This window comes from Micromonospora endolithica (assembly GCF_003626595.1).
GTDB lineage: Bacteria > Actinomycetota > Actinomycetes > Mycobacteriales > Micromonosporaceae > Micromonospora > Micromonospora endolithica.
The window spans coordinates 228,781-248,659 of record NZ_RBAK01000001.1; the positions used below are offsets into that span (position 1 = coordinate 228,781).

Here is a 19,879-nt window from a genome sequence, read left to right on the forward strand (position 1 = left end):
CGCGGCGGCGGCCAACAATCGCGGGATCCTTGTTCTGTGCTGCGGCTGCTCTGCGCTAGGAAGAATTGGGGTGGGCTGAGACATTTGTCCTCCTAGGTGTGGTGTGGACACGTGGCAGCGGCCGTGGAGGGGGCGGCGCGCTGATGAGCGGCGGCGGCTGCTGTCGCCGTCGCGTGGGGGCATGTGGGGCCCGGCTCGCCGGCGAGCGCGGCGGCGTCGGGGTAAGGGCGGAATCCCGGCCAGGCGGTGGCGGTGCTGTAGTAGCGCTGCCAGCTGGGGTCCTTGGGAGTCATGGGGTAGCTGTTGAGCCAGCTCCAGTCGCCCACGACGGTGCGGCGAGCGGCTTCCTCGCGGCGCACGAACCGGGCGAAGTGCGCGCTTTCGCGGTGGTGGTCGGTGATGGTCACACCGGCGGTTTCGAAGCTGTGGAGAACCGCCTCTTGTAACACGATCAGCGCTTTGTCGTGGCGCAGCCGGTCGTCGCTGTCGAGGTGCAGCCCTTTAACGACGGCGGGTAGCTGCCCGTAGCGGTCGTTGTCCGCGAGGTTGCGGGCGGCGATCTCGGAGGCCATGAAGAATCCGTTGAAGGGGGCGGGATAGTTCACTCCGCCGATCGAGAGAAGCATGTGGCTGATGACCGGCACGGCGGGCCACCGCAGCCCCAGGTCGCCGATCCATGCGTGGTGCGGGTGGTGGATCCGGATTTCGAGGACCGCGGTCTGGTTGACGGGCAGCGCATGGAGTCGGTTGTCGTCGGTGGCGACGATCCAGGGAAGAATGTCGTGTGGGCCGCGAGTGGGTGGGGTGGGCCAGCCGTTGGCGAGGGCGAGTTGGGTGAGGTCGCGGTTGGCGGGGTCGCCGATCACCGTGTCGTCGGCGTTGGGCCAGGCGGCGTAGCGGACGAGTTGCGGATTGATGATGCGGATCGGCGGGGGTCCGTCGGGGGGCACGGGGGCAAGGATCGTCACCACGGAGCGGACGCGTCCGCCGTTGGTGGCCTGCCTCAGGTGAGCGGTGAGCTCCGCGCGTGCGGCTTGGGGGGTGGTGAGGTTGCGTCGGTCGCGAACATGCAGGCTTTGCCAGCGCAACCGGCCGATGCAGCGGGCAGAGTTGCGCCAGGCCACCCGGGCGCCGAAGGTCAGTTCTTCGCTGGTGTGGCGCCAGGTGCCGGTGGCGCCGATCTCGGCGCGCACGTTTCGCCAGCGGCGGGTGAAGCCTGGTTGGCCGGTTTCCTGGTGTAGGAGGCGGAGGAACGCGTGGGCTTCGTCGCTGACCGCGCCCTGCGTGGGCGGCGTGGACGGGTAGGTGATGGCTGCGGTGGTCATGCCTCGGCTCCGGTGTCCGGGGTGGCCCGTGAGTTGTGGTGGAAGACCGGCTCGTTGCGGGCGTCGTCCAGGTACGGGGTGCCTTGGGTGTAGCCGGTGCCGGTGCGCTCGGGGCCGAGGATTCGTATGGCGAGCCGGTAGTGGGTCTGGCGCCATTGGGTGACCGCTGCGGTGAACTCGCGCATCGCCGCAGCGAGGAAGGGGTCGGCGGCTGCCGACTGCTTTGCCGCATCAAGGGCGTCGTCGAGACTGACCTGTCCCTGTGTGATGGCCGTGCGGACCTCGGGCACGGAGAGGTACGCGGGAGAGTTCAGACGCGTGCCGTCTGGTGTGCGGCACAGCGATTCGAGCATCTTGTAGTGGCGGGACTGGATGGCGCTCGCGCCGTCGGTGTAAGGCCGGAAGCCGTGAAACGCTGCGGGCTGGATCGTGGCCAGGAGCGGCCAGAGCGACGCGCTCTCGTTGAGCAGCGATGCCGCGGCGGACAACCTGGTCGCGGCGAGGGGCATCCGGTCGGCCTGGACGGCGGTGATGATCTCGGTAAGGTCCGACGCCAGCAGTGCGAAGGTCGTCTCGAATGTCTGCAGGACGCGGATGAACATCCACTCGTCGTGCATGGTGTGCACCGGCAGCATGCTGACTTGCAGCGCGCGTCTCTCCTCGGCGGTGAGATCCAGGTTCACGGCGGCGGTCACGCGCCGCAGGAGACTGATCTCGGAGCTGTCTGTGGCGTCATCGACGAAGCTGAGCCGCCGCAGTGCCGGCATCACGGCGCGTAGCGCGTGTCGCAGTCGCTTGGCCGCCACGGGCGGTGTTGGGCGCATCTGAGGGAGAGGGGTTTGCTCGTCGTCGGCAGCGCGGAGTTCGAAGGCGATGAGGTCGGCCAGCAGCTGTGCGTGCAGGCGGTCGCGGCAGGCGAGTTGCCGCGCCGCCGCGCCGGGCGTGTGGTGGGGTTCGGGTATCGGCAGCAGTGCCAACCCGAGGTAGGAGCGGTAGTCGAACGTGCCGTCGATCTTGTCGAGCGCGCAGGCTAGGAATGCCGACAGGTAGGGGGTGCTGCCCCCGTTGAGGTCGGTAAGCCGGTCCCTCGCGGTGGCCAGCGCCTGTGTCCAGTCATCGGGGACGAAGTGCTTGCCGTAGTGCTGGTAGGCGGTCGTGACCGCGTTGTAGGGGAAGCTATCGGCCGAGGGGCGGCGCTGCGCCGACCAGCGGTGCACGGCGTCCGCGCTAGTCACCGGGATGCTCCAATCGGCGTCTGGATGCGGGACTTGACCCGGTAGACGGCGATGGCGTCACAGAGCGCATCGATGTCGTCGTCGCTGGTGTAGGCGTGCACGGCGACGCGGACGACGCCGCGGCGGGGAGCGACGGCGATGCCGTGGTTCTCGAGCCACGCCGCCATTGCCCAGGCGTGCGGCTCGATCAGCGTGAGGTGCGCGCCCCGCTCGTCCACGCTGCGCGCCAGGTCCACGATCTCGCCTTGGTCGGTGAGTCGGTGTGCGGCGGACGCGAGGAGCCTTTGGGTGTGCTCGCGGACCGCCGTGAGATTCAGGTCTTGGATCAGCGTCAGGCCGGCGACTGCGGCGTAGGCGGCGGCTACCGACGGCGTGCCCGTCTCGAACCGGCGGGCGTGGGAGGGGAAGTCGAGCCGCGTGGGGTCAAGTGCGTGCGGGTCAGTACGCCCCATCCAGCCGGTCAAGCCCGGAGCCGGTCCGTTCGGGTGGCGGGCGTAAAGAAAGGCGAGGCCCGGTAGCCCCAGCAGGTACTTTCCGGTACCGGTGATCAGGTAGTCGCAGCGCAGCGCGTCGACGTGCAACGGCATCACGCCGGCGGCCTGGTAGGCGTCGACGATGACGGCGGCACCAGCGGCGTGGGCGGCATCGGCGACGCGGCGGATGTTCAGACGGGTCGCGTCTCGGTGCGTAACAGCGGGCACGGAGACCAACGCGGTGTCGATCGTGATGGCGCGCAGATAGTCATCGGCGTTGACCCGTCCGGCGCGGGACCCACACCAGCGCACGCGCGCGCCGCGGTTCTCCTGGGCCAGCCAGACGTGGGCGACGGCGGGGAACTCGGCGGTGGTGGTGAGCAGGTCGCGTCGGCGTCGCCAGCGTCGACCGGAGACCGCTTGGTGGGCGGCGATGCTCACGTTGGGCAGGATCGCCACCTGGTCGACCTCGGCGCCGATGAGCTGAGCGAATCGGCGCCGCGCGTCGGTGACCTGTTCCTCGGCGGCGCTCCAGAAGCTAGGACGGGCGAGATCGTCCAGCATCGCGGCCAGCGCCTCATCCATGCCGGTGCTGCGCGGGGCTATGCTGCACGCCGCCAGGTGCACCGTCTGCGCCAGGCTCGGGATCCGGCCGCGAATCGTGGACGGCAATCGCATGGCTGCGGCGTTCACCGCTGGGCCTGCCTGCTCTGGCGGCCACGAGGGCTGGACTCGGTGACGTCGGTGCGCGCCTCCCACAGGGTGGGGAAACGCCGGTGGGTGATGAGCCGGGTGAGGCTGTCGACCGGTGTGTTGCGGGTGCCGAGCACGCCTTGGCCGATGATGCGGGTGGCCACGGTGTAGTGCTCGGTGCGCCACAGGGCGATCTGCTCGTCGAGGGACACCAGCGCCTCGGCGAGCCGGTACAGCGGGTCGGACGGCTGGCCGCGGTAGAGGTCGACCGGTGTGAGTCCCAGGGAGGAGAGCCGTCGGCTGAACGCGATGTCGAGTTCGGTGGTGGCCTCGCGCAGACGCTTCCAGCCAGGTGACTCGAAGCCGGAGCCGTTGCCCAGTTCCGCGCGGAAGGCGGCGAACTGCAGCGGGTGCAGGTGACGAAGGATGTGCAGTTGCTCGGTGACCAGCCGCAGAGACCGCACCGCCCGCTGTACGAGCAGTTCGGCCGCGCTCGGCTGGTCCGCTGCCAGGTCATCGAGCGCGCGCCCCAGCTCGTTGTGGATCAGTTTGAACCACAGTTCGGCGGACTGGTGAACGACCTGGAACAGCAGTTCGTCGGGGTGAGCCCGTTCGCAGGTGCCGCGTTGCAGCGACAGCAGGATGTCGGTGCGCATGTAGCGGGCGTAGTCAGTGCTGCCCGGACCGGGTAGCACGGCGGGTAGGGGTGTCGTGGACACGATGTGGTCCTCCGCGTTGATCGATTCAGTGCTGTCGCGGCTCCGCGGCGCATGGGCAGCGCGAAGTGCGTCGGTGGCGAGAGGTCAGGCGCGCAGTGCGGTCAGGGCGGCGGCTGCCACGTGAGACATCGGCTCTGCCAGGTCGTTGCGTGGAGCGGCGTTGAGGCGTAGCGGCGCGGCTGTCAGGGTGAGGTAGAGGTTGGCGTCGTAGACGACGACGTGGCGTCCGGCGGCGTCGTCGTACTGGTAGGCGCCAGCGCCGAGCTCCGCGATATCCGTGAGGGATTCGGTTTCGTCATAAACGCGGCGCAGTCCCTCGTACATGACTCGCCCCGAGTCCGGCGGTCCCACGGTGGCTTGCACGGTCACGACGACGCCGTGCGGCAGCTGGCCGAGCGTTGAGGCGCAGGTCAGGTTGCTGGTGCCGCCTACCGCACGCGCCTGGTGCTGTTGCCGCCCTACTGCGCCGAACACCTCGCTGAGCGGCCGGAAATCCAGCACCGCACACAGCCCCTCGACGCTCCGGTAGGCAAGTGCCGGGCCGGTCGCCGTTCCGGCGGCGCCCGATACGGCAGCAGCAGACGTCGGTGCCGGTGTGGAGGCCGGCCGGTCATCGGCCCGGACACAGCCGCCCACGGCCAACACCGCGAGACTGAGAAGCACAAGCAGCGTCTTCACAGCTCGGGGAGTGTGCGGGCCCGCACGGTGTCGCCCGGTATGACCGACGGACACCAGCGCGTCAGATTCCTGACCTCGGTGGCGGCATCTGACGCCCGGCGCGGGTTGGTTTACTCGACTCTTCATTCGGCGGCGCACCTATCTGGGGGCACAGCACATCAACCCGACGCAATAATGCGGCGAGCCACAGACCCACGCCTCTCCCCCGTTGTCGAAGGCTGGGTCCAACCGACCTCGAATCCACCACATCACGGCCGCTCGTGTCCATGAATGCGACCACACCTAGCCGGACACCGGGCAATTCCAGCGACCCGCCGCAACGCTGCTGACCTGCCAAGACAACAGGCATTCCGGCAGCCAAAGGTGAACGAAGAACTAGTGTTCCAGAAGCAGAGGCGCTAGCGTCCAACGGCATTGGATGCGGCGACAGCATCGAAGCTTGCGCGCCGCATGCGCATTTCCCAAACGGGGGAGGTAGCAGTTCGTGAATCGATCCCTGCCGCACGTGCGGCGACACCTGGCTGCGTCAGCGGCCACAGCACTTACCTTCATTGCCGTCGCGGCGTTGTTCGCGTCACCGGCCTCGGCGGAGACGACCCCATCGGCTTCCGCGACCGCGACGGTCGGCGCCGATCGACCGAAGCCGCAGCGGTCCCCGGTCGAGACGGAACCCTCGGCTGCGCCGGAGCCGACCGACACCGGGGTTCCCGACCCGACCGACCCGCCGCCGGAGCCGGACCCCACCACTCCCCCGCCCGATCCCACCACTCCGCCGCCAGGCCCCGACCCGAGCACCCCACCGCCCAACTCCCCTCCGGCGCCGGAGCCGACCCAGGCAAGCCCTCGGCCGTCGAAGAGTCCCTCCAGCGGCGGAGACACGCGGCCTCAACCCAGCGCGGGCACCGCGGACCGCAGCGGCGGCCCGGAGGCCGCCGGTGCAGACTCCGATCCGTCCGGGCCGTCGCTTCCGGTCACGGGCGACAGTCTCGCGCCAATCGTTGGCACCGGAGGTGCAGCTCTGATCGCCGGCGTTGGCCTGCTGCTGGCTGGTCGCCGCAGATCACGATGAGCCACAGCCGAGGCATCGACGGCAACGGGAAGGAGTAACCAGTGACGACGCAGCACCCGGACCGGGCGATCTGGCCACCCTCCGCTGAGGACATCCCCGCCACCGCGCCCGGCCGGGTGCCTGCGCTCGCACCCGTAAGGCGCCCAGCAACGCCATCAGCGACCCACGGCATCCGTGCGACAACTGACCAGCCGGACCCCCAGCGCCAACGCCCATCGAAGCCGGATCCCGGCGATGGCCGGCGGCGCCGGCGGTGGGCCAAAGGACCTGCGACACTCGCTCTGGCGGCCCTGCTAGCCGGCGCGACCATCGGGTTGGGTCTCCACCCATGGGTGATGCCACAGCCTGGCCAGACACCAACGGCCGCCGCGCCCACCCCACCAGCCGGGGCGCTGTTCACGCAACGGCAGGCAGCCGTCAACCGGGCCCGCCTGCCGACGCCTGAACTCGCCAACTTCGCCAGCCCGTGGCTCGGCACCATCGCAGACTGCTCGGCCGACGCTATCAGCGCAGCCCAGCGCGGCAACGGCGAAACGACCCGGACCCGCTGCACGGCCGGCATCGTCACCAGCTACTGGATCACCTACCGCAACCTTGCCGATCGGGAGGCCGCGCAGGCCCGATACCGCGCCCAGGCGACGACCACGGCGGACCTAGCGACGGGTGTGGCGACTCCGACGCAGCGAAGCACGACCGCCGGACGGACCGTCCAGTACATCGAGTACGCCTACCGAATCCCGTCTGGCGGCCGAGGTGGACAGATCGTGGCCGCCATCTGGTGGAGCGACCCCACCATGCCGATCGCGGGAGTCTTCACCTGCTACTGGGATGATCTGGCGTCCTCTTGGATGCCGCTACGCGACCTGTGGGCGCTGGCCGCCTCGACACCCGTTCAGCGATGATCAGCAAGCGCCGGCAACCTTCCGGAAGCAATCTCCCCAATGGCCTGGTGCACGCCGGCTGCCGGCACGACGATCTCCCGGCCCGCCCACGGCACGGGGAGAATCGCCTGCCCGCAGCGAGGGCACCAGGACCCCCGCCTGCCACACCTGCCACGCCCGATCGGCCAACGTTCGGCCGCGGCGGGACCACTTCGCGCGAAGCAGCGCGAGGGCTGCCGCCGGCGCACCCGCCAAGCCCACCAGACCCATCATCAAGGCGTACGCAGCGCGATCAGCCGGCGACGCCACTACGATCGAGATACGAGACCCTGCTAACTGGCTAGTGTTTGAGGCCGACCCCGCCCAGCATCGGCGACCGCTCAGGCCGGTCGTGGTAAGGGTCCTCGTTGTCGGGGTCCGGGTGCCAGTCGGCCGACCGCGTCAGGCCGGGCTCCATAAGTGTGAAGCCGTCGAACAGCGGAAGCAGTTGCTCGGCCGATCTGAGTGTGATGTGAGTGGCGGCGTGTGAGCGGTAGACGTCAACCCCTTCGTTGACCGGGTCTGCTCCAGCGGTATGGACGAGCACGGGGCTGATGTGCGAGATCGCCAAGGCGCTGGCAGTCGGTAGCTCGTTCCTGATTGGCTCAACGACAGCGTGCAGCTGACTGTCAGGCACGGTCTGCAGGACGCTGAAATACAGCAGAGCAGTCGGCTGCGTAAGGTCGATGATCTCCGCCAAATCAGGCTGACGCAGCGATTCGAGCAGCTCTTCAGGCTTCGTCAGGTCGCCTACGACCGCTCGACAGTACGGGTTACCCAGCAGCATCTCGTTGGAGACCATCACGGCAACCGGGTCGATATCGACGTACAGCACACGGCTTCGAGGATCGACCCGTTGGGCGATCTCGTGGACGTTTCCCTCGGTCGGGATTCCGGACCCGATGTCGAGGAACTGCCGAAAACCCAGCGATGCCAGCTTCCGCACCGCTCGTCTGAGGAACATGCGATTCGCGCGAACGATAGTGCGCGTGTCCGGCACCGCGTGAAGGATCCGATCCCCAGCCTCCCGGTCTGCTGGAAAGTTGTTCTTCCCACCCAGGAAATAGTCGTACATGCGAGCGACGGTCGCTCGACCAGCGCCGCCGCCCGCTTCTCCGTCAACGCCCCCGCTGCCCATGCTCGTCTTCTCCTCAGCCCCGAATCCCGCCGTCCTACATGGAGAGTCGAGGCTACCGGAAGAGGTGTCCGCGCACGCACCCGTCGGCAAGCGAAAACTGCCGGCCGCTGACGAATCTGCCTTGGCTCTGCTGCGTCTTCGTGGCCGTCGCCACGGGACGTAGGCGTAGTGAGGGCGACACCTTCGGCTCATGTGCCGCTACACTCCGATCTTTGGACGCATGCCGTGGGTCACTGCCGCAGAGAGGCGCGCCAGGGAGGCTCCGATGTTCTGGACACGCATGAGGGTCGCGCGCCGACTGCGGGCGTTCAACTTGCCCGAGCCCGCACCGCCGTTCACCGCTGAGGCCTGGTGCGCGGCGATCGCCCGGCAGCGCCGACGTGGGATTCACGTCGTGGCACGGCCGTTGAACGCCGAAGCTCCCTCAGGGTTCGTGTACACCGGTCAAGTGCAGGATTTCGTGGTGCTCGACGACGCTCTAGCGCCGATGGCGCGGACCCAGACGTTGCTGCACGAGGTAGCGCACCTGGTGCTCGGCCATAAGGTCAATGTGCTGCACGAGGACGTGGACCGGGAGGTGGAGCGGGAGGCCGAGATCGCCGCGGATCTGTTGGCACTGCGGTTGGCGCGCGCCGCGCAGCAGCGGCCCGGGTCGCCGCGATCGTCGGTGTGGCCAAGGCGAGGCACGGGCCCGGGGGAAGGCAGCGGCTGGCTGCAGCGTCGTCAGGCGGACTGGGACCTGCACATGCTGTGGACAACCATGCGGGCCGCCGTACCGGAAATCTGCCTGGACGGTCCTCCGGATGATGGCTATGAGGCGCTGTCGCCTCTCGGCGCACGTCGAGCCCGGCGCCATCGCCAGGTCGTCGAGATCCACGACGCGCTCCGGCAGCTTCGCCCGTGGTACTGCATGGATGTCTACCTGAGCGCGCAAGGCCGGGCGCAGCGCAATCGGCTGGACGCGGAGTCGGTCCGGACAATCGCGGAGGCCGCGGGCATTGCCGTGGCGTTGCGCCGCAAGATCGCCGGGGCGGCCGGCGACATCCAAGCACCTCATGCGGAGGCGTGCATGGACCTGCCGGCTAGCCTGAGGCCCGCCGCGCACAGGCTCGCACGCCTGTCGCACGCGATGCGGCACTCGCCCCTGGTGACAGCCGAGGTCGCCCAGTGGGGCTCGGTCGTCACGGGCGCCCGCCCTGCCACGCTGATCGAGCTGCAAACGCAACGCGCGCCGAAACTATCGCGCGCGGCGTGAGGATGCCTAGTATCTCGGGTGCTGAGACGTCGGACTGGTCTTGGCTACGGGCTGACGGCGTGTTGCGACGGCTGAATACGGTGTCGTCGCAAAGGAACGACATTGCCGGCCCCTGAGCTCACTTCGTCCACCGCCGGCGGGACCCATCGGGCGAGCTGTTCCCGGAACTCGCTGGGGAAGGACGGATCACCGAACAACGGGCCGCTGCCCAGCGAACAGCCGAGGTCGACCAGGTCCCGGCGCTGCCTTGCGTCAGACACGTGCGGCACGACAACCGCCATGTCGAGGTCGAGGCTGAGATCGACAGCCGCTCGAATCACGGCGGCTGACTCGCGCCAGCGATGCTCGATCGCGTAGGCCGGATGAATCCGTACGAAGCTGAACTTGGTCGCCGACAGCGACGCCAAGCTATGCGACGTGCTGCCGAAGTCGTCAAGCAGGAGACGGACTCCCATCTCCCGGAGCCGGTGCGCCGCCCGTGTATCCGTCACCGGCGCCGATTCACTCAGAGCGAGAATCAGTGACGAGCCCGGCATGGAGTACTTGGTCAGCGCGCGTGTGGTTGTCTGGATGATCTCGCTGCTGATCGCTCGCGGTGAGATCGGGACGACGACCGGTACCTGCGGCAGGCTGTCGCGCCAGGTCTGCGCGGCCGACAAGGAGCGAGCCAGGATCCTCTCCGCGATCTTGTCGAGCAGCCGGGCGTCGTCGACCAACTGGTACACGTGCTCATCGGCGGGCAGCAGGCCGTAGCGCGAAAACAACCACCCCGGCAGGGCCTGCACGGCTCGCACCTGGCCATCGAGGAGGTCGACGACTGGCTGGAACGACAGTGACACGCGCGATCGGTCCAAGCCGGTGGCGACGCCGCTGGGCCGGTCGACGTCGAGCGCGACAAGCTGATCTTGTCCCATCTGCACGGACCGCCACATCGTCTCCTCGGCCGCGGTGAGCAGCGTCGCGGCATTGCCGAGCGGACCTCGTGCCAGGCCACCGCTGGCACGTACCGAAAGGTCAAGGCCACTGGGCGCGGCCTTGACGCGCAGCGCCAGCACCGCTCGGCACGCCTTGTGGTAGACCACCTCGGTCGGCGCATTGCCGACCGCCACCGCGAGACCACTGCCGCTGATCCGTCCGATCCGGTAATCGGTCGAGGGGAAGAACGCCCGCAGTCGGCGCGCCAGCTCGGCTAGCAAGCCGTCTCCCACACTGCGTCCGAATGTCTCGTTGATGAGGCGTAGGTTCTCCAAGCCGATCACCAGAACATGGACCTCGGGACCCTCGAGGTGAGCGATTGAGGCCGTGAAGGACGGACGGTTCAGCAGACCGGTCAGCCCATCGTGGGTGGCCGCGAGAGCGTGGCTGGCCGACTCCGCCGCCAACTTCTGGTAAGCGGTGGCGTTGTCGATGCTGGTGGATATCGTCGCGGCAAGAGCCCTGGCGGTGGCTTGTTCACGGCAGCTCAGCGAGGCAGTGGGGCTTTCCAGGTACAACCGCAACAGGCCCTGCAGTCCCGTCGCGTCCGCACCGATCTCGAACACCGCGGAGGGGGTCCCAAGCCCGAGGTCCTCCGCCGAACGCCCAGGCCCGTCATACACCACGAGGGCCTGTCCATCGGCGCGGACGAGCCGGCGATCTGGGCTCAACTCGATCTCCGCGGCCTGGGCGCCGAACAGCTCGACAGCACCCCGAGCAGCGGTGTGCACGACGGCATCGAGATCTCTTGAGGTGAGCGCATCGGCCAGTGCCGCGTGCCGCTCCCAAGCCCTGCGTTCCTCACGCAGTTTGATGCGGTACGACAGGGCCAGGTGGAGTACCAACATCGCCACAGGCAGGGCGGCGAGCGTCCGCTGATCAACGATGACGACCGCGACAGCAACACCTGATATCGTTGTTTCGGCAGCACCGACGAGCAACCGCGTCTGCCACAGGTACCGCAGGGTCGATGTGAACCGGCGACCGGTCGCGAGCGACACAGCCGTCGTCGTCACGAGCTCCTCGGTGAGCATCACGACCATGGCCGCTGCCGTGAGTCCGAGCGCGTAGGCGCTGACGGACGGCTGCAGCCCGTCTATACCTCCGAGGGCGGGGCTAACGCCGGCGAGTTGCATGAGGGTGCCGGCGGCGGTGGCGGCCAAGATGTCCATGCTCGTGTTGTGAACCGCCTTGTGCAGGCTCGCGGACCGCGGATACCGAGTGATCACCTTTGCCGCGCTTACTCCCACCGCAGTGCACACCACCAGCCACGGTGTCGGCAGCACCGCAGCGCAAACCATGTAAGCCGTCGGTGTGAGCGTCACTCGTATGGGCATTCGCGCCGGCAGCGGCACCGAGAAGATGCTCCCGGCGGCGATCAGGGCCACCGCGACAACTGCGTAGGCAAAGTCAAATGGCGCCGGCCAGACAAGGTGGGCTACCGCCCAACCTGTGCTGGCAAGCGCCATCAGAAACAACGTAGCGGTGAAGAGCTTCAAGGTCAGTGGCGTGCCGCGAACTCGTTCCACTTCGCCCCCGTGCGAGTGCTAGGCCCGACGCAGACCGTCCACAGTAGCAGCGAAGCGCGATGTCAGCTCCATTCCACGCCTTTTTGCATCAAACCCTCCCCTCTCCAGCTCCAGTGCCGGAAAGGTATGCGCGGCCCGCCTCAAATTCAACACAGAAGAGTCCAAATGGTCGCAATAAGCCTATCGGGACACCCGGCCATCCACGTTCGGTACGCGAGTCGCTACACAAAGTCGATAGGATGTACATCGTCTGAGCAACCGATCAGACGAGCACGGTCACCGACCCGTGCTCAGCTTGTGTGATTGACAACGCCTCCGATGGTGGCTAACGCCGTCCTCACTCGCACTGCCCGCTCGCGCCAAGCGGCACCGGCCTTCAACGGCTCCGGACCAGCTCCGACAAGAAGCCGCCCATAGCCGCGCCGACTGTGCTGTTTCTGCCCTGCTGATTGTCCGTGTGCTTGGCCTATTGGCGTGGTAGGTCGGCGAAAGGCGTCCATGGAATGTCGTCGTGGCTGGTGATGGTGCGCAAGCGGAGGGCGAACTCGTCGGCGACCCCGGGACTACTGTGCAAGCGTGGCACAGCGGCAACGATCATTTTGAGTTCACGGGCTTCGCGCAGCAGGGGCCAATGTGGGTCCGTGGTGACGTCGTAGCCGTAGGCGGCGGCGAGGCGACGGTGCTGGCCGTGGCGGCGGAACCGTGCTTCGCCGACGGGTACAGCGACGAGGTCGACCTGCCGAGGACCGAGCGTCGTGGCGTCAAAGTCGCACAGGACCGGGCTGCCGTTGATGTCTCGCAGCAGGTTGCCGGGGTGAGCGTCTCCGTGGATAAGCCCAGGGCTGGTGTTGTCCCGGACGGCTTCGATGCGCGGTGAGAGGCGGTCGCACCAGGTGAGGAGAATGTCGCGGTGGTGGTCGCTAAGGCCTTCTGCGTCGGCGATACGGCGTTGCGCGTCGCCGACAGGGTCCCAAACCGGAAGTGCGAATGCTGGGCTCGGCAGATGGTGGAACTGCCGCAACACGTGTCCGAGATCGTCGAGAGTGGGAGCGGGCGGGAGCGGAGGAAGGTAGGTCCACACCGTGGCAGCGGTTCCGTCGACATCGACAGGCTGACTGAGCCCTGGCTGCAGACGGATGGTGGGCGCGTCGATCTCAGCGAACCAGGTGCCAAGGGCGGCGACCTTGAAAGCTCGGTCGCTTAGCTGCCGGGCGCGACTGATACGGACGACGATGCCTGCGGCCGGTAGGGCGAAGACCGCGTTGTTAGTCAGATTGAGCAGCCGTGCGTCGTCAGCCGGGATCCCTATGCGGTCGGCGATATGGCGCAGGGTGGCGGCCATGGCCGAAGCGCTGAAACGCCCCCCATTGCTAGGACGGCTCATGCGGTTACCGCGATCACGGCGTCCCGGAACTGCTGTACCGCTGGACGGTGGGCGTGGTGGGTGAGGTCGCGGCGCAAGTTGTGGATACGGTCTGTTACCCGGGCAGAGGACAGGTGCCCAGCGTGGTCGAGGACGCTCGCACCGACGGCGAGGGCTTGGTCGGGTTCGCCAGCGAGGAACAGGGCGCTGCTCAAGCCGATCTGATTGAGCATGGTGCTGCGCACGTTCTGCGGTCCGAAAGCGGCGATGGCCTCGCTGGTCCAGAACACAGCTTGCTCGCCGTACCGCGGGTCCCGGCGGGCCATGTCGCGGAACACGCGACCGTGTTGGGCCAATACCTCGGCGTAGCTGAAGAAGCGCATCCACTCTGGCTCATCGCCGGGCTGAACGCGGGAGTAGGCGTCGGTAGCGGACCCCAACCGCTCCCGCGCTTGGCGGTGGTCGCCGAGGGCGGCAAGCGACGCCGCCTCGGCGCTGTCCAGCATGGCCGTGATTGCGGGAGTAGCTGCCGCACCCAGGTGCTCGCGCGCGAGCCGGAGGGTTTCCACGGCGTCGCGATTGTGGTGTAGGTGCTGGAACTGGCGAGCTTGGCAGTAGCGTATCCGGGCCGCCAGCCGTGCATCGCCCGCCGCGACCGCCGCGCGTTCTGCGGAGAGGAAATGGCGCTGCGCATCGCAGTGTTTCCCAGCGTCGAACGCCGTCCAACCAGCCAACTGGCGCGCCTCCGCGATCGCAGCCAACAAGTTCTGCCTCACCACATCGCCGGTTGCGCCGTCACCCGCTGCTGATGCGGTCTGGGCGAACGCAGCCACCTGCTGGTGAACAGCGCCGCCTCCGTACTCGTAGTCCACAGACCGATACAGAGCGATGACGGCGTGGATGCGCGCGACATCACCCACGCCGATGCGAGGCCCTCCACTGGACTCGGGTACCAGACCGGCAGCTGCCGCGATCGCGGCGATGCCTGCCATCAGTGCCTGCCGCCGTTGCAGGGGAGACGCGCCGGCCTGCAACAGCATGTCAGTGGGCGGACGGGACGCCTCCAACGCAACCACGACGCCGGTCCCGTTCATCGCCTCCGACGCTGCGGAGGCCCTTGACGTGCAACGGCCCCGCCGGTACTCGCGCTCCAGCGCCACGATGCGGTCGTACCCGGCAGCAAGGAGCCCATCGGTGCGGAGCACTTCATCGCAGCGTCGCCAGAAGGTGCGGTCGGGCCGTTGATGTCCCGTCTCAGCGTTCGCGATCGTGCTCCGCCCGTACAGCGTGAAGGGCGCCAGAGAGTGCTGAGTATGACCGGCGGCCTTCCGCACGGCAGCGAGCTGCCGACCGAGCTCACGTCGCGCCTCGCGGATGTCATGAGGTCCCACAGTCCCGGCCACACCAACCTCCCCAGTCCGCTGTCCACCACGACCGATTGTGCTGCAGTTGTCAGGCGTGCGTCAGTACCACCACCTTCAATCGATCTCACCACGAACCATCAGCACCCGCGGGTCGCGGCCGGTGTCAACGCCAGCTGGGCCTCAGCTCTGACTCACACCCTGTTATTGAACTTGCTGGCGGCACAAAGGGTGGCGAGGGACGCGTTTGCGGAGCAGTTCGAGGTTGTGAGTGCTGGGTGGCCGGCCGCCTTGCGGTACGCGGCCAACTGCTGGCCAAGCCGCGCCACGCTTCGCTCACCTCGTACGAATCTGCCACCGTCGCCTCCCCGGAGCCATCGCGCCTCGGACGGCTAAGTGAGATGACTGAGCGCGAGCCAGAGGCGGTCTTCGATGTAATTGGTTACGCTACCGATCGGTCGTGGCTGCGTAGGTCGTCTACCCGCCGTTGCTGGTAGAGGCTTCCGTCGCGGGCGGTGGCCCGCCACCGCCGGGCGGCGTGCAGGGCGATACGTAGCTCTGGCGCGTTGCGGTTGAGGGTGACGCGCGCGAGGTCGGTGCTGCCGTCGGTGGCACATCGGGTGAGCCAGGCGCCGTGAGGGCCGATGACCCCGGCGGGCATGGCGGTGCTGCATTGGGCGGGGACGGAGACGCTGATCCACTGGTTCGTGGTGGCGGCGTGTCCGCGGGCGATCACGTCGAAGATCGGGTCGTGGGAGAAGGTGGAGAACAGGACGCAGTCGACGCCTTGGTGGAGGTAGTCGAGGAACACCTCCGGGAAGTTGATCTCGATGCAGAGCGCGAGACCGAGGCGGTAGCCGTCGACGTCGATGGCGACGGGGGTGAAGCCGGGGGTGTAGAAGCAGGTGATCTCCGTGTGTGACAGGTAGCGCTTGTCGTAGCGGTTGACGATGTCGCCGCGATCGGAGATCACGTAGAGGCTGTTGTGGGGGCGGTTCCCGCCGGTGAGACGGTGGTTGCTGCCGAGGACGACCCATAGGCCGAGCTGGGCGGCGAGTGCCCGGACGGCGGCCAACTCCCGCCGCACGGGTGTCCAGTCGATGTTCCAGCCGGTGTAGTGCTGCTTGTCCTGCCCGGCGTAGCCGGACAGGGCGCCTTCGGGGAAGTGCACCAGCCGGGCCCCGTGATCGTAGGCGCGGCGCATCAGGTCACGGATTTCGGCGCCATTCACGGCCGGGTCGCAGGTTACCGGGGGTTGCGCGGCGGCGATCGTCAAGGTTTCAGCGCCAGTGGTCTCGGTCGTTGTCCGTGCAGTGCGGACGGTGTGCCAGGCGGTCACGGTCGTTCTGTCCGCTGAGAGTGGTTGAGATGCAGGTGTTGGGCGAGGTAGTCGCCTAACGATGTCGCGTGCGGGAGATCGGGATCTTTGGTGGTGCCGGCGGGGACATAGCGGGTGTGGCGCAGCTCGTCGACGAACACGGCCGCAGGTGCCCCGCCGTGCAGACCGGTGGTGATTGCCGTGTACAGGGCGTCGGTTAGTCCGGCCAGGGTGGAGCCGTGCTTGCCCACCCGCAGGTCGACGTGCGTGAGGGCGCCGCTGGCTGTTGCGGCTGTCATCAGGCGTCCGGGTACACCGTCGACCATGAATTGAGGGGTGACGCCGGCCGCGCGTCGAGGCGCGGTCGTTTCGCTCATCGTGGTCGTGGTCCTCTCTGGCGGAGTCCGCCTTAACGCGACGTCGGGCGGCTCTTTCGTGTCCGGGTTCGAGGCGACGTGTGCAGGCGTGCTTGGTCAGCGGATCGTCGCAGCGGCGGGAGGAGTGTCGGCCTTGCGGGCGCAGTGCCGGCAGCGTTGTGGGCACGGCGTTTGTGGTGCGGCGCTGATGAGGCCGCTGGCCTGCAGGATCGTGGTAACCGTCTGCTCGAAGGTGTGGGGTTCGGGGATGATGGTTTCGCCGGGAACGTTGAGTAGGTCACGGTGCGTGTACCAGCGGCGCATCTCGTCTGGGGTGACGGGGATCGGATCGTCTCGGCTGAGGTGGCGACGGACCGTCTCGTCGAGGGACACGTCCAGGTAGAACACGGCGGCCGGACCAGGGTGGTTCTCGATGAGCTGGCGCAGCACGCTGGCGTAGCGTTCGGTGTGCAGGATGCCTTCCAGGATGACGTGGTAGCCCAAGTCCAGGGCGATGCGGACGGTCGCGGTGATGAACGTTGGGGCTAGCGGGTCGACGTGAGCGATGTCGTGTTCGCGAAGCAGGGTTCTGCGCAGGTAGTCCTGCTCCAGCAGCGCGGCCCCGCGTCCGTAGCGGCGTCGGACCTCGCGGGCTGCCGTGGTCTTTCCGCTGCCGGAATTGCCGCGAATAACCACCAACGTTGGCGGTACCAGCGCGCTGGGGTTCGTTGTCACCATGGCGGGTCCTTTAGGCGGATGCGGTCTGCCGGGGCAGCGGCGTAGCGGTGGCAGGCGCGGAAGTGTCGTAGCCGGAGGCTTGGAGGGTGAACAGTTCGGCGTACCGCCCGTCGGCGCTCATGAGCTGCTCGTGGGTGCCGGCTTCGACGAGTCGGCCGTGGTGCAGCACGTAGATGCGGTCGGCGTGGCGGACGTTGGCGAGCCGGTGCGTGATCAGGATCGTGATTGCGCGTCCTTGCCGGTCTCGGATGGCTTGGAACAGGGCGTCCTCGGCGCGGGGGTCGAGAGCGGAGGACGGCTCGTCCATGATGAGCAGGTCGGCGTCGCGGAGGAACCCGCGGGCTGCGGTGATGCGTTGCCACTGGCCGCCGGAAAGGTCTTGGCCGCCTGCGAAGGTGCGGTCGAGCAGGGTCTCGTAGCCGTGCGGCAGCTCGGCGATCATGTCGTGGGCGACTGCCCGGGAAGCTGCTTGCTCGATGCGGTCTTGCTCGGCGACCGTGGTGGTGTCGCCGATGGCGATGTTCGTGGCGGCAGTGAACGGCCACTTGTGGTACTCCTGCGTGACGACTGCGATCCGGGACCGCAGCGCCGCCGGGTCCCAGTCCTCTGCAGCGCGGCCGTTGTAGCTGATGGTCCCGGCGGTGGGAATGCGCAGAGTGGCGATCATGGTGGCGAGGGTCGATTTGCCGGAGCCGTTCTCCCCGACGAACGCCACCGTCTGACCGGCCTCAATGGTAAGGCTCACCTGATCGACGGCTGCCCTGTCGCGGTCGGGGTAGCGCAGGCTGACCGCATCAACCGTCACCTCTCGCAACCGTTCCTGCAGGACGGCGTGCGTGTTCGATGCGGCAGGCGGCAGGTAGTCGGCGGCGCGGGTCATGAAGCCGGTGTAGTCGCGGAAATGCTGTCCCTCGGTGTAGACGCGGTCGATCTGGAAGGTGACCACCGCCAGGGAGCGTTGCGCGGACTGCACGGCGATGACGCAGGTCGCCGCGGCGGCCAGCGGGATCTGCCCGTCGACGAGCAGCGAGCCGAGCAGCACGTAAACGACTGCGGTGGCGATCCCGCCGATCATGGCCCCGACGGTGGTGGTCGTGGTGACGCGCCGGGCCAGCGCGAGCTGGATGCTGGTCTCCACGCCCATAACCCGGTCGTACTGGTCCAGCAGGAAGCCCCGTAGGCCGTAGGAGCGCAGCTCAGGCGCGGAGTCACGTTCAGCCATCAGCCGATGCAGCAGCCACAACCGGCGCCGACGCACCGACCCGGCGGCGTAGGTCTGATAGCGCAGGTGCCCGGCCCGCAGCGACGCCCACCCGTTCGGCACGGTGGCGACCAGGAGAGCGAGCAGCAGCAGCGGGTGGACCACCACGACAGCCACCGCGACCGCGAGGACACCGGCGAGGCCCGCGAGCAGATTCATCGACGCCTGCACCAGACCAGTGGTGGAGTCCGCCCCCCGGGAAGCCCGTTCCATGTCGTCGGCGAACGCGTCGGCGTCAAACGCCTCTAGCCGCACCGCCGTGGTCACCTCGAACAGCCCTCGTTCCACCTCCCGGTCGACCTTCGGAGTCAACCCGTTCTGCGCATAACCCATCCCGGCGGCCATGCCGGCACGCAGCGCGGTCACCGCCGCCAGAACAACCAGGGCGGGCAGCGCGGCCACCACCTTCTCGGCGGTAGGCCCCCCGGCGAAAAACTCCACCAGCACCCGCTGCACGGCCAACAGCCCGAACGCCGACATCAACCCCGCGACCACCGTCGTGGCCCCCACGATCGACGTGCGGAGCCGGTCGGCACGCCAGCTGACCACGAGCGCCGCCCAGACCAGACGGGGCAGCTCGGAGAAGACCGCGAACACGCCCGCCTGGGCTCGCGCTCGCATACCGGTCTCCCACCACATCTCCCTCAACTCCGGCAACACCGAATCCGGTCGTGTCGCCTCCACGGGCTCGGACGTGCGGCCTGGGTCGCCTGTTGTGGGCATGGAGATACCTCCCGAGGGTGAGCAGGGTCGCTGCGGTGGTGGTCCAGAATCGGCGGAGGGCGAGGCTTGTCACCGGTCATGCCGGCTAAACCATCGAACGTTGTCTCGCTAAACGTGCCGAGTGGTTCGCAGGTCAGGCGACCCGGACACCATCCTCCAGGTAGTAGCTGACGCCGTCCGCTCGGGCGTGTAGCGCCTGAGTGATTCGGCGCGCCAGCAGTGGCCGTAGCCGCTGGCGGGCCTGGGGCGGGTCCGACCAGGCCCAGCCCTTCAACTCCCCCGGTGGCACCACGATGCGCTCCTGCGCGTCGGGGTGGAGGGTGCCGCCGTCGTAGACGACCATGATGCCCTCGGTGCGCCCGTCGCGAGCCGGCACCCAATCCACGACGAGCAACCGACCTGGCGTCACCTCCAGACTGAGTTCCTCGCGGCACTCCCGAAGCGCGGCCTGGTATGGGGACTCGTCCGCCTCGACGCACCCGCCAGGGAGCTCCCACTCGGCCTTATACACGGGCTCGACCAGCAGAACCCGCTCGTCCGGGTCGGTCAGCAGCAATCCTGCTCCCATTCGCTTGCGGGGCAGGTCAGCGGTGAAGTCGAGGCGCCCGTGGGACATGTGTTCGACCGTAGGCCGCCCGCCGCCCGACACGCCCGCAGCGCCCCGCGCCGACATTGTCGGTAGACGCCAACAGCGACTCCGACAATATTCCGACATCGCGACGCGGCCGTCAGCAGGAATCGATCTGGACA

The 19,879-nt window shown here is 68.0% G+C and carries 17 protein-coding genes; 3 read left to right on the plus strand and 14 right to left on the minus strand.

What is annotated here, in order from left to right:
- Positions 1-92: 92 nt before the first annotated feature.
- The 5 genes from D7223_RS01035 to D7223_RS01055 all read right to left on the minus strand — a co-directional run bounded on the left by D7223_RS01035 (position 93) and on the right by D7223_RS01055 (position 5,123).
- A complete protein-coding gene (locus D7223_RS01035; protein WP_158610803.1) occupies positions 93-1,325 on the minus strand; it encodes a nitric oxide synthase oxygenase in 1,233 nt (410 codons plus the stop codon).
- On the minus strand, positions 1,322-2,560 hold the full coding sequence (locus D7223_RS01040; RefSeq protein ID WP_120723814.1) for a tryptophan 2,3-dioxygenase family protein: 1,239 nt from the start codon (positions 2,558-2,560) through the stop codon (positions 1,322-1,324). Before D7223_RS01040 ends, D7223_RS01035 begins: the two co-directional genes overlap by 4 nt.
- The gene (locus D7223_RS01045; protein ID WP_238161420.1) at positions 2,557-3,726 is read right to left on the minus strand and encodes an aminotransferase class V-fold PLP-dependent enzyme; all 1,170 of its coding nucleotides are present in this window, start codon (positions 3,724-3,726) and stop codon (positions 2,557-2,559) included. The genes D7223_RS01040 and D7223_RS01045 overlap by 4 nt, the downstream gene beginning before the upstream one ends.
- Positions 3,723-4,445 (minus strand): tryptophan 2,3-dioxygenase family protein, encoded by a 723-nt coding sequence (locus D7223_RS01050; RefSeq protein WP_120723816.1) that lies wholly within the window; start codon positions 4,443-4,445, stop codon positions 3,723-3,725. The genes D7223_RS01045 and D7223_RS01050 overlap by 4 nt, the downstream gene beginning before the upstream one ends.
- A gap of 84 nt (positions 4,446-4,529) precedes the next feature.
- On the minus strand, positions 4,530-5,123 hold the full coding sequence (locus D7223_RS01055; protein WP_147252456.1) for a hypothetical protein: 594 nt from the start codon (positions 5,121-5,123) through the stop codon (positions 4,530-4,532).
- A 505-nt stretch (positions 5,124-5,628) separates the two neighbouring features.
- Here D7223_RS01055 and D7223_RS34205 point away from each other — a divergent pair.
- Both D7223_RS34205 and D7223_RS01065 read left to right on the plus strand, forming a co-directional pair.
- On the plus strand, positions 5,629-6,192 hold the full coding sequence (locus tag D7223_RS34205) for an LPXTG cell wall anchor domain-containing protein (RefSeq protein ID WP_420330290.1): 564 nt from the start codon (positions 5,629-5,631) through the stop codon (positions 6,190-6,192).
- 335 nt (positions 6,193-6,527) lie between these two features.
- A complete protein-coding gene (locus D7223_RS01065) occupies positions 6,528-7,094 on the plus strand; it encodes a hypothetical protein (RefSeq protein ID WP_120723823.1) in 567 nt (188 codons plus the stop codon).
- A 319-nt stretch (positions 7,095-7,413) separates the two neighbouring features.
- On the opposite strand, the gene D7223_RS01070 is transcribed toward D7223_RS01065, so the two are convergent.
- Positions 7,414-8,250, minus strand: a complete 837-nt coding sequence (locus tag D7223_RS01070) for an SAM-dependent methyltransferase (RefSeq protein WP_120723825.1) — start codon at positions 8,248-8,250, stop codon at positions 7,414-7,416.
- 265 nt (positions 8,251-8,515) lie between these two features.
- Here D7223_RS01070 and D7223_RS01075 point away from each other — a divergent pair, with 265 nt between their 5' ends.
- On the plus strand, positions 8,516-9,505 hold the full coding sequence (locus D7223_RS01075; RefSeq protein ID WP_238161423.1) for a DUF6545 domain-containing protein: 990 nt from the start codon (positions 8,516-8,518) through the stop codon (positions 9,503-9,505).
- A gap of 44 nt (positions 9,506-9,549) precedes the next feature.
- On the opposite strand, the gene D7223_RS01080 is transcribed toward D7223_RS01075, so the two are convergent.
- From D7223_RS01080 to D7223_RS01115, 8 genes are all read right to left on the minus strand, one after another.
- Entirely contained in the window at positions 9,550-11,949 is a 2,400-nt protein-coding gene (locus D7223_RS01080; RefSeq protein WP_238161432.1) for an EAL domain-containing protein, read from the minus strand.
- A 526-nt stretch (positions 11,950-12,475) separates the two neighbouring features.
- Positions 12,476-13,393, minus strand: coding sequence for a phosphotransferase family protein (locus D7223_RS01085; protein WP_120723827.1), 918 nt, complete (start codon positions 13,391-13,393; stop codon positions 12,476-12,478).
- A complete protein-coding gene (locus D7223_RS01090) occupies positions 13,390-14,775 on the minus strand; it encodes a helix-turn-helix domain-containing protein (RefSeq protein WP_120723829.1) in 1,386 nt (461 codons plus the stop codon). Before D7223_RS01090 ends, D7223_RS01085 begins: the two co-directional genes overlap by 4 nt.
- A gap of 400 nt (positions 14,776-15,175) precedes the next feature.
- Positions 15,176-16,072: a carbon-nitrogen hydrolase family protein gene (locus D7223_RS01095; RefSeq protein ID WP_272948664.1), complete on the minus strand. Its 897-nt coding sequence runs from the start codon at positions 16,070-16,072 to the stop codon at positions 15,176-15,178.
- Positions 16,069-16,428: a TSCPD domain-containing protein gene (locus D7223_RS01100; RefSeq protein ID WP_147252454.1), complete on the minus strand. Its 360-nt coding sequence runs from the start codon at positions 16,426-16,428 to the stop codon at positions 16,069-16,071. Before D7223_RS01100 ends, D7223_RS01095 begins: the two co-directional genes overlap by 4 nt.
- Before the next feature lie 96 nt (positions 16,429-16,524).
- Complete coding sequence (locus D7223_RS01105; RefSeq protein ID WP_120723835.1) at positions 16,525-17,145, minus strand: AAA family ATPase; 621 nt, start codon at positions 17,143-17,145, stop codon at positions 16,525-16,527.
- Between the two features lie 10 nt (positions 17,146-17,155).
- Positions 17,156-19,129, minus strand: coding sequence for an ABC transporter ATP-binding protein (locus D7223_RS01110; protein WP_120723837.1), 1,974 nt, complete (start codon positions 19,127-19,129; stop codon positions 17,156-17,158).
- 133 nt (positions 19,130-19,262) lie between these two features.
- Complete coding sequence (locus D7223_RS01115; protein ID WP_337589435.1) at positions 19,263-19,745, minus strand: NUDIX domain-containing protein; 483 nt, start codon at positions 19,743-19,745, stop codon at positions 19,263-19,265.
- Positions 19,746-19,879: the final 134 nt, after the last annotated feature.

Bases quoted from the DNA above. Each gene is read 5' to 3' on its own strand.
- D7223_RS01035 (WP_158610803.1), bottom strand. From the start codon at position 1,325: ATGACCACCGCAGCCATCACCTACCCGTCCACGCCGCCCACGCAGGGC.
- D7223_RS01065 (WP_120723823.1), top strand. From the start codon at position 6,528: ATGCCACAGCCTGGCCAGACACCAACGGCCGCCGCGCCCACCCCACCA.
- D7223_RS01070 (WP_120723825.1), bottom strand. From the start codon at position 8,250: ATGGGCAGCGGGGGCGTTGACGGAGAAGCGGGCGGCGGCGCTGGTCGA.
- D7223_RS01075 (WP_238161423.1), top strand. From the start codon at position 8,516: ATGTTCTGGACACGCATGAGGGTCGCGCGCCGACTGCGGGCGTTCAAC.
- D7223_RS01080 (WP_238161432.1), bottom strand. From the start codon at position 11,949: ATGGCGCTTGCCAGCACAGGTTGGGCGGTAGCCCACCTTGTCTGGCCG.
- D7223_RS01085 (WP_120723827.1), bottom strand. From the start codon at position 13,393: ATGAGCCGTCCTAGCAATGGGGGGCGTTTCAGCGCTTCGGCCATGGCC.
- D7223_RS01100 (WP_147252454.1), bottom strand. From the start codon at position 16,428: ATGAGCGAAACGACCGCGCCTCGACGCGCGGCCGGCGTCACCCCTCAA.
- D7223_RS01105 (WP_120723835.1), bottom strand. From the start codon at position 17,145: ATGGTGACAACGAACCCCAGCGCGCTGGTACCGCCAACGTTGGTGGTT.
- D7223_RS01110 (WP_120723837.1), bottom strand. From the start codon at position 19,129: ATGCCCACAACAGGCGACCCAGGCCGCACGTCCGAGCCCGTGGAGGCG.
- D7223_RS01115 (WP_337589435.1), bottom strand. From the start codon at position 19,745: ATGTCCCACGGGCGCCTCGACTTCACCGCTGACCTGCCCCGCAAGCGA.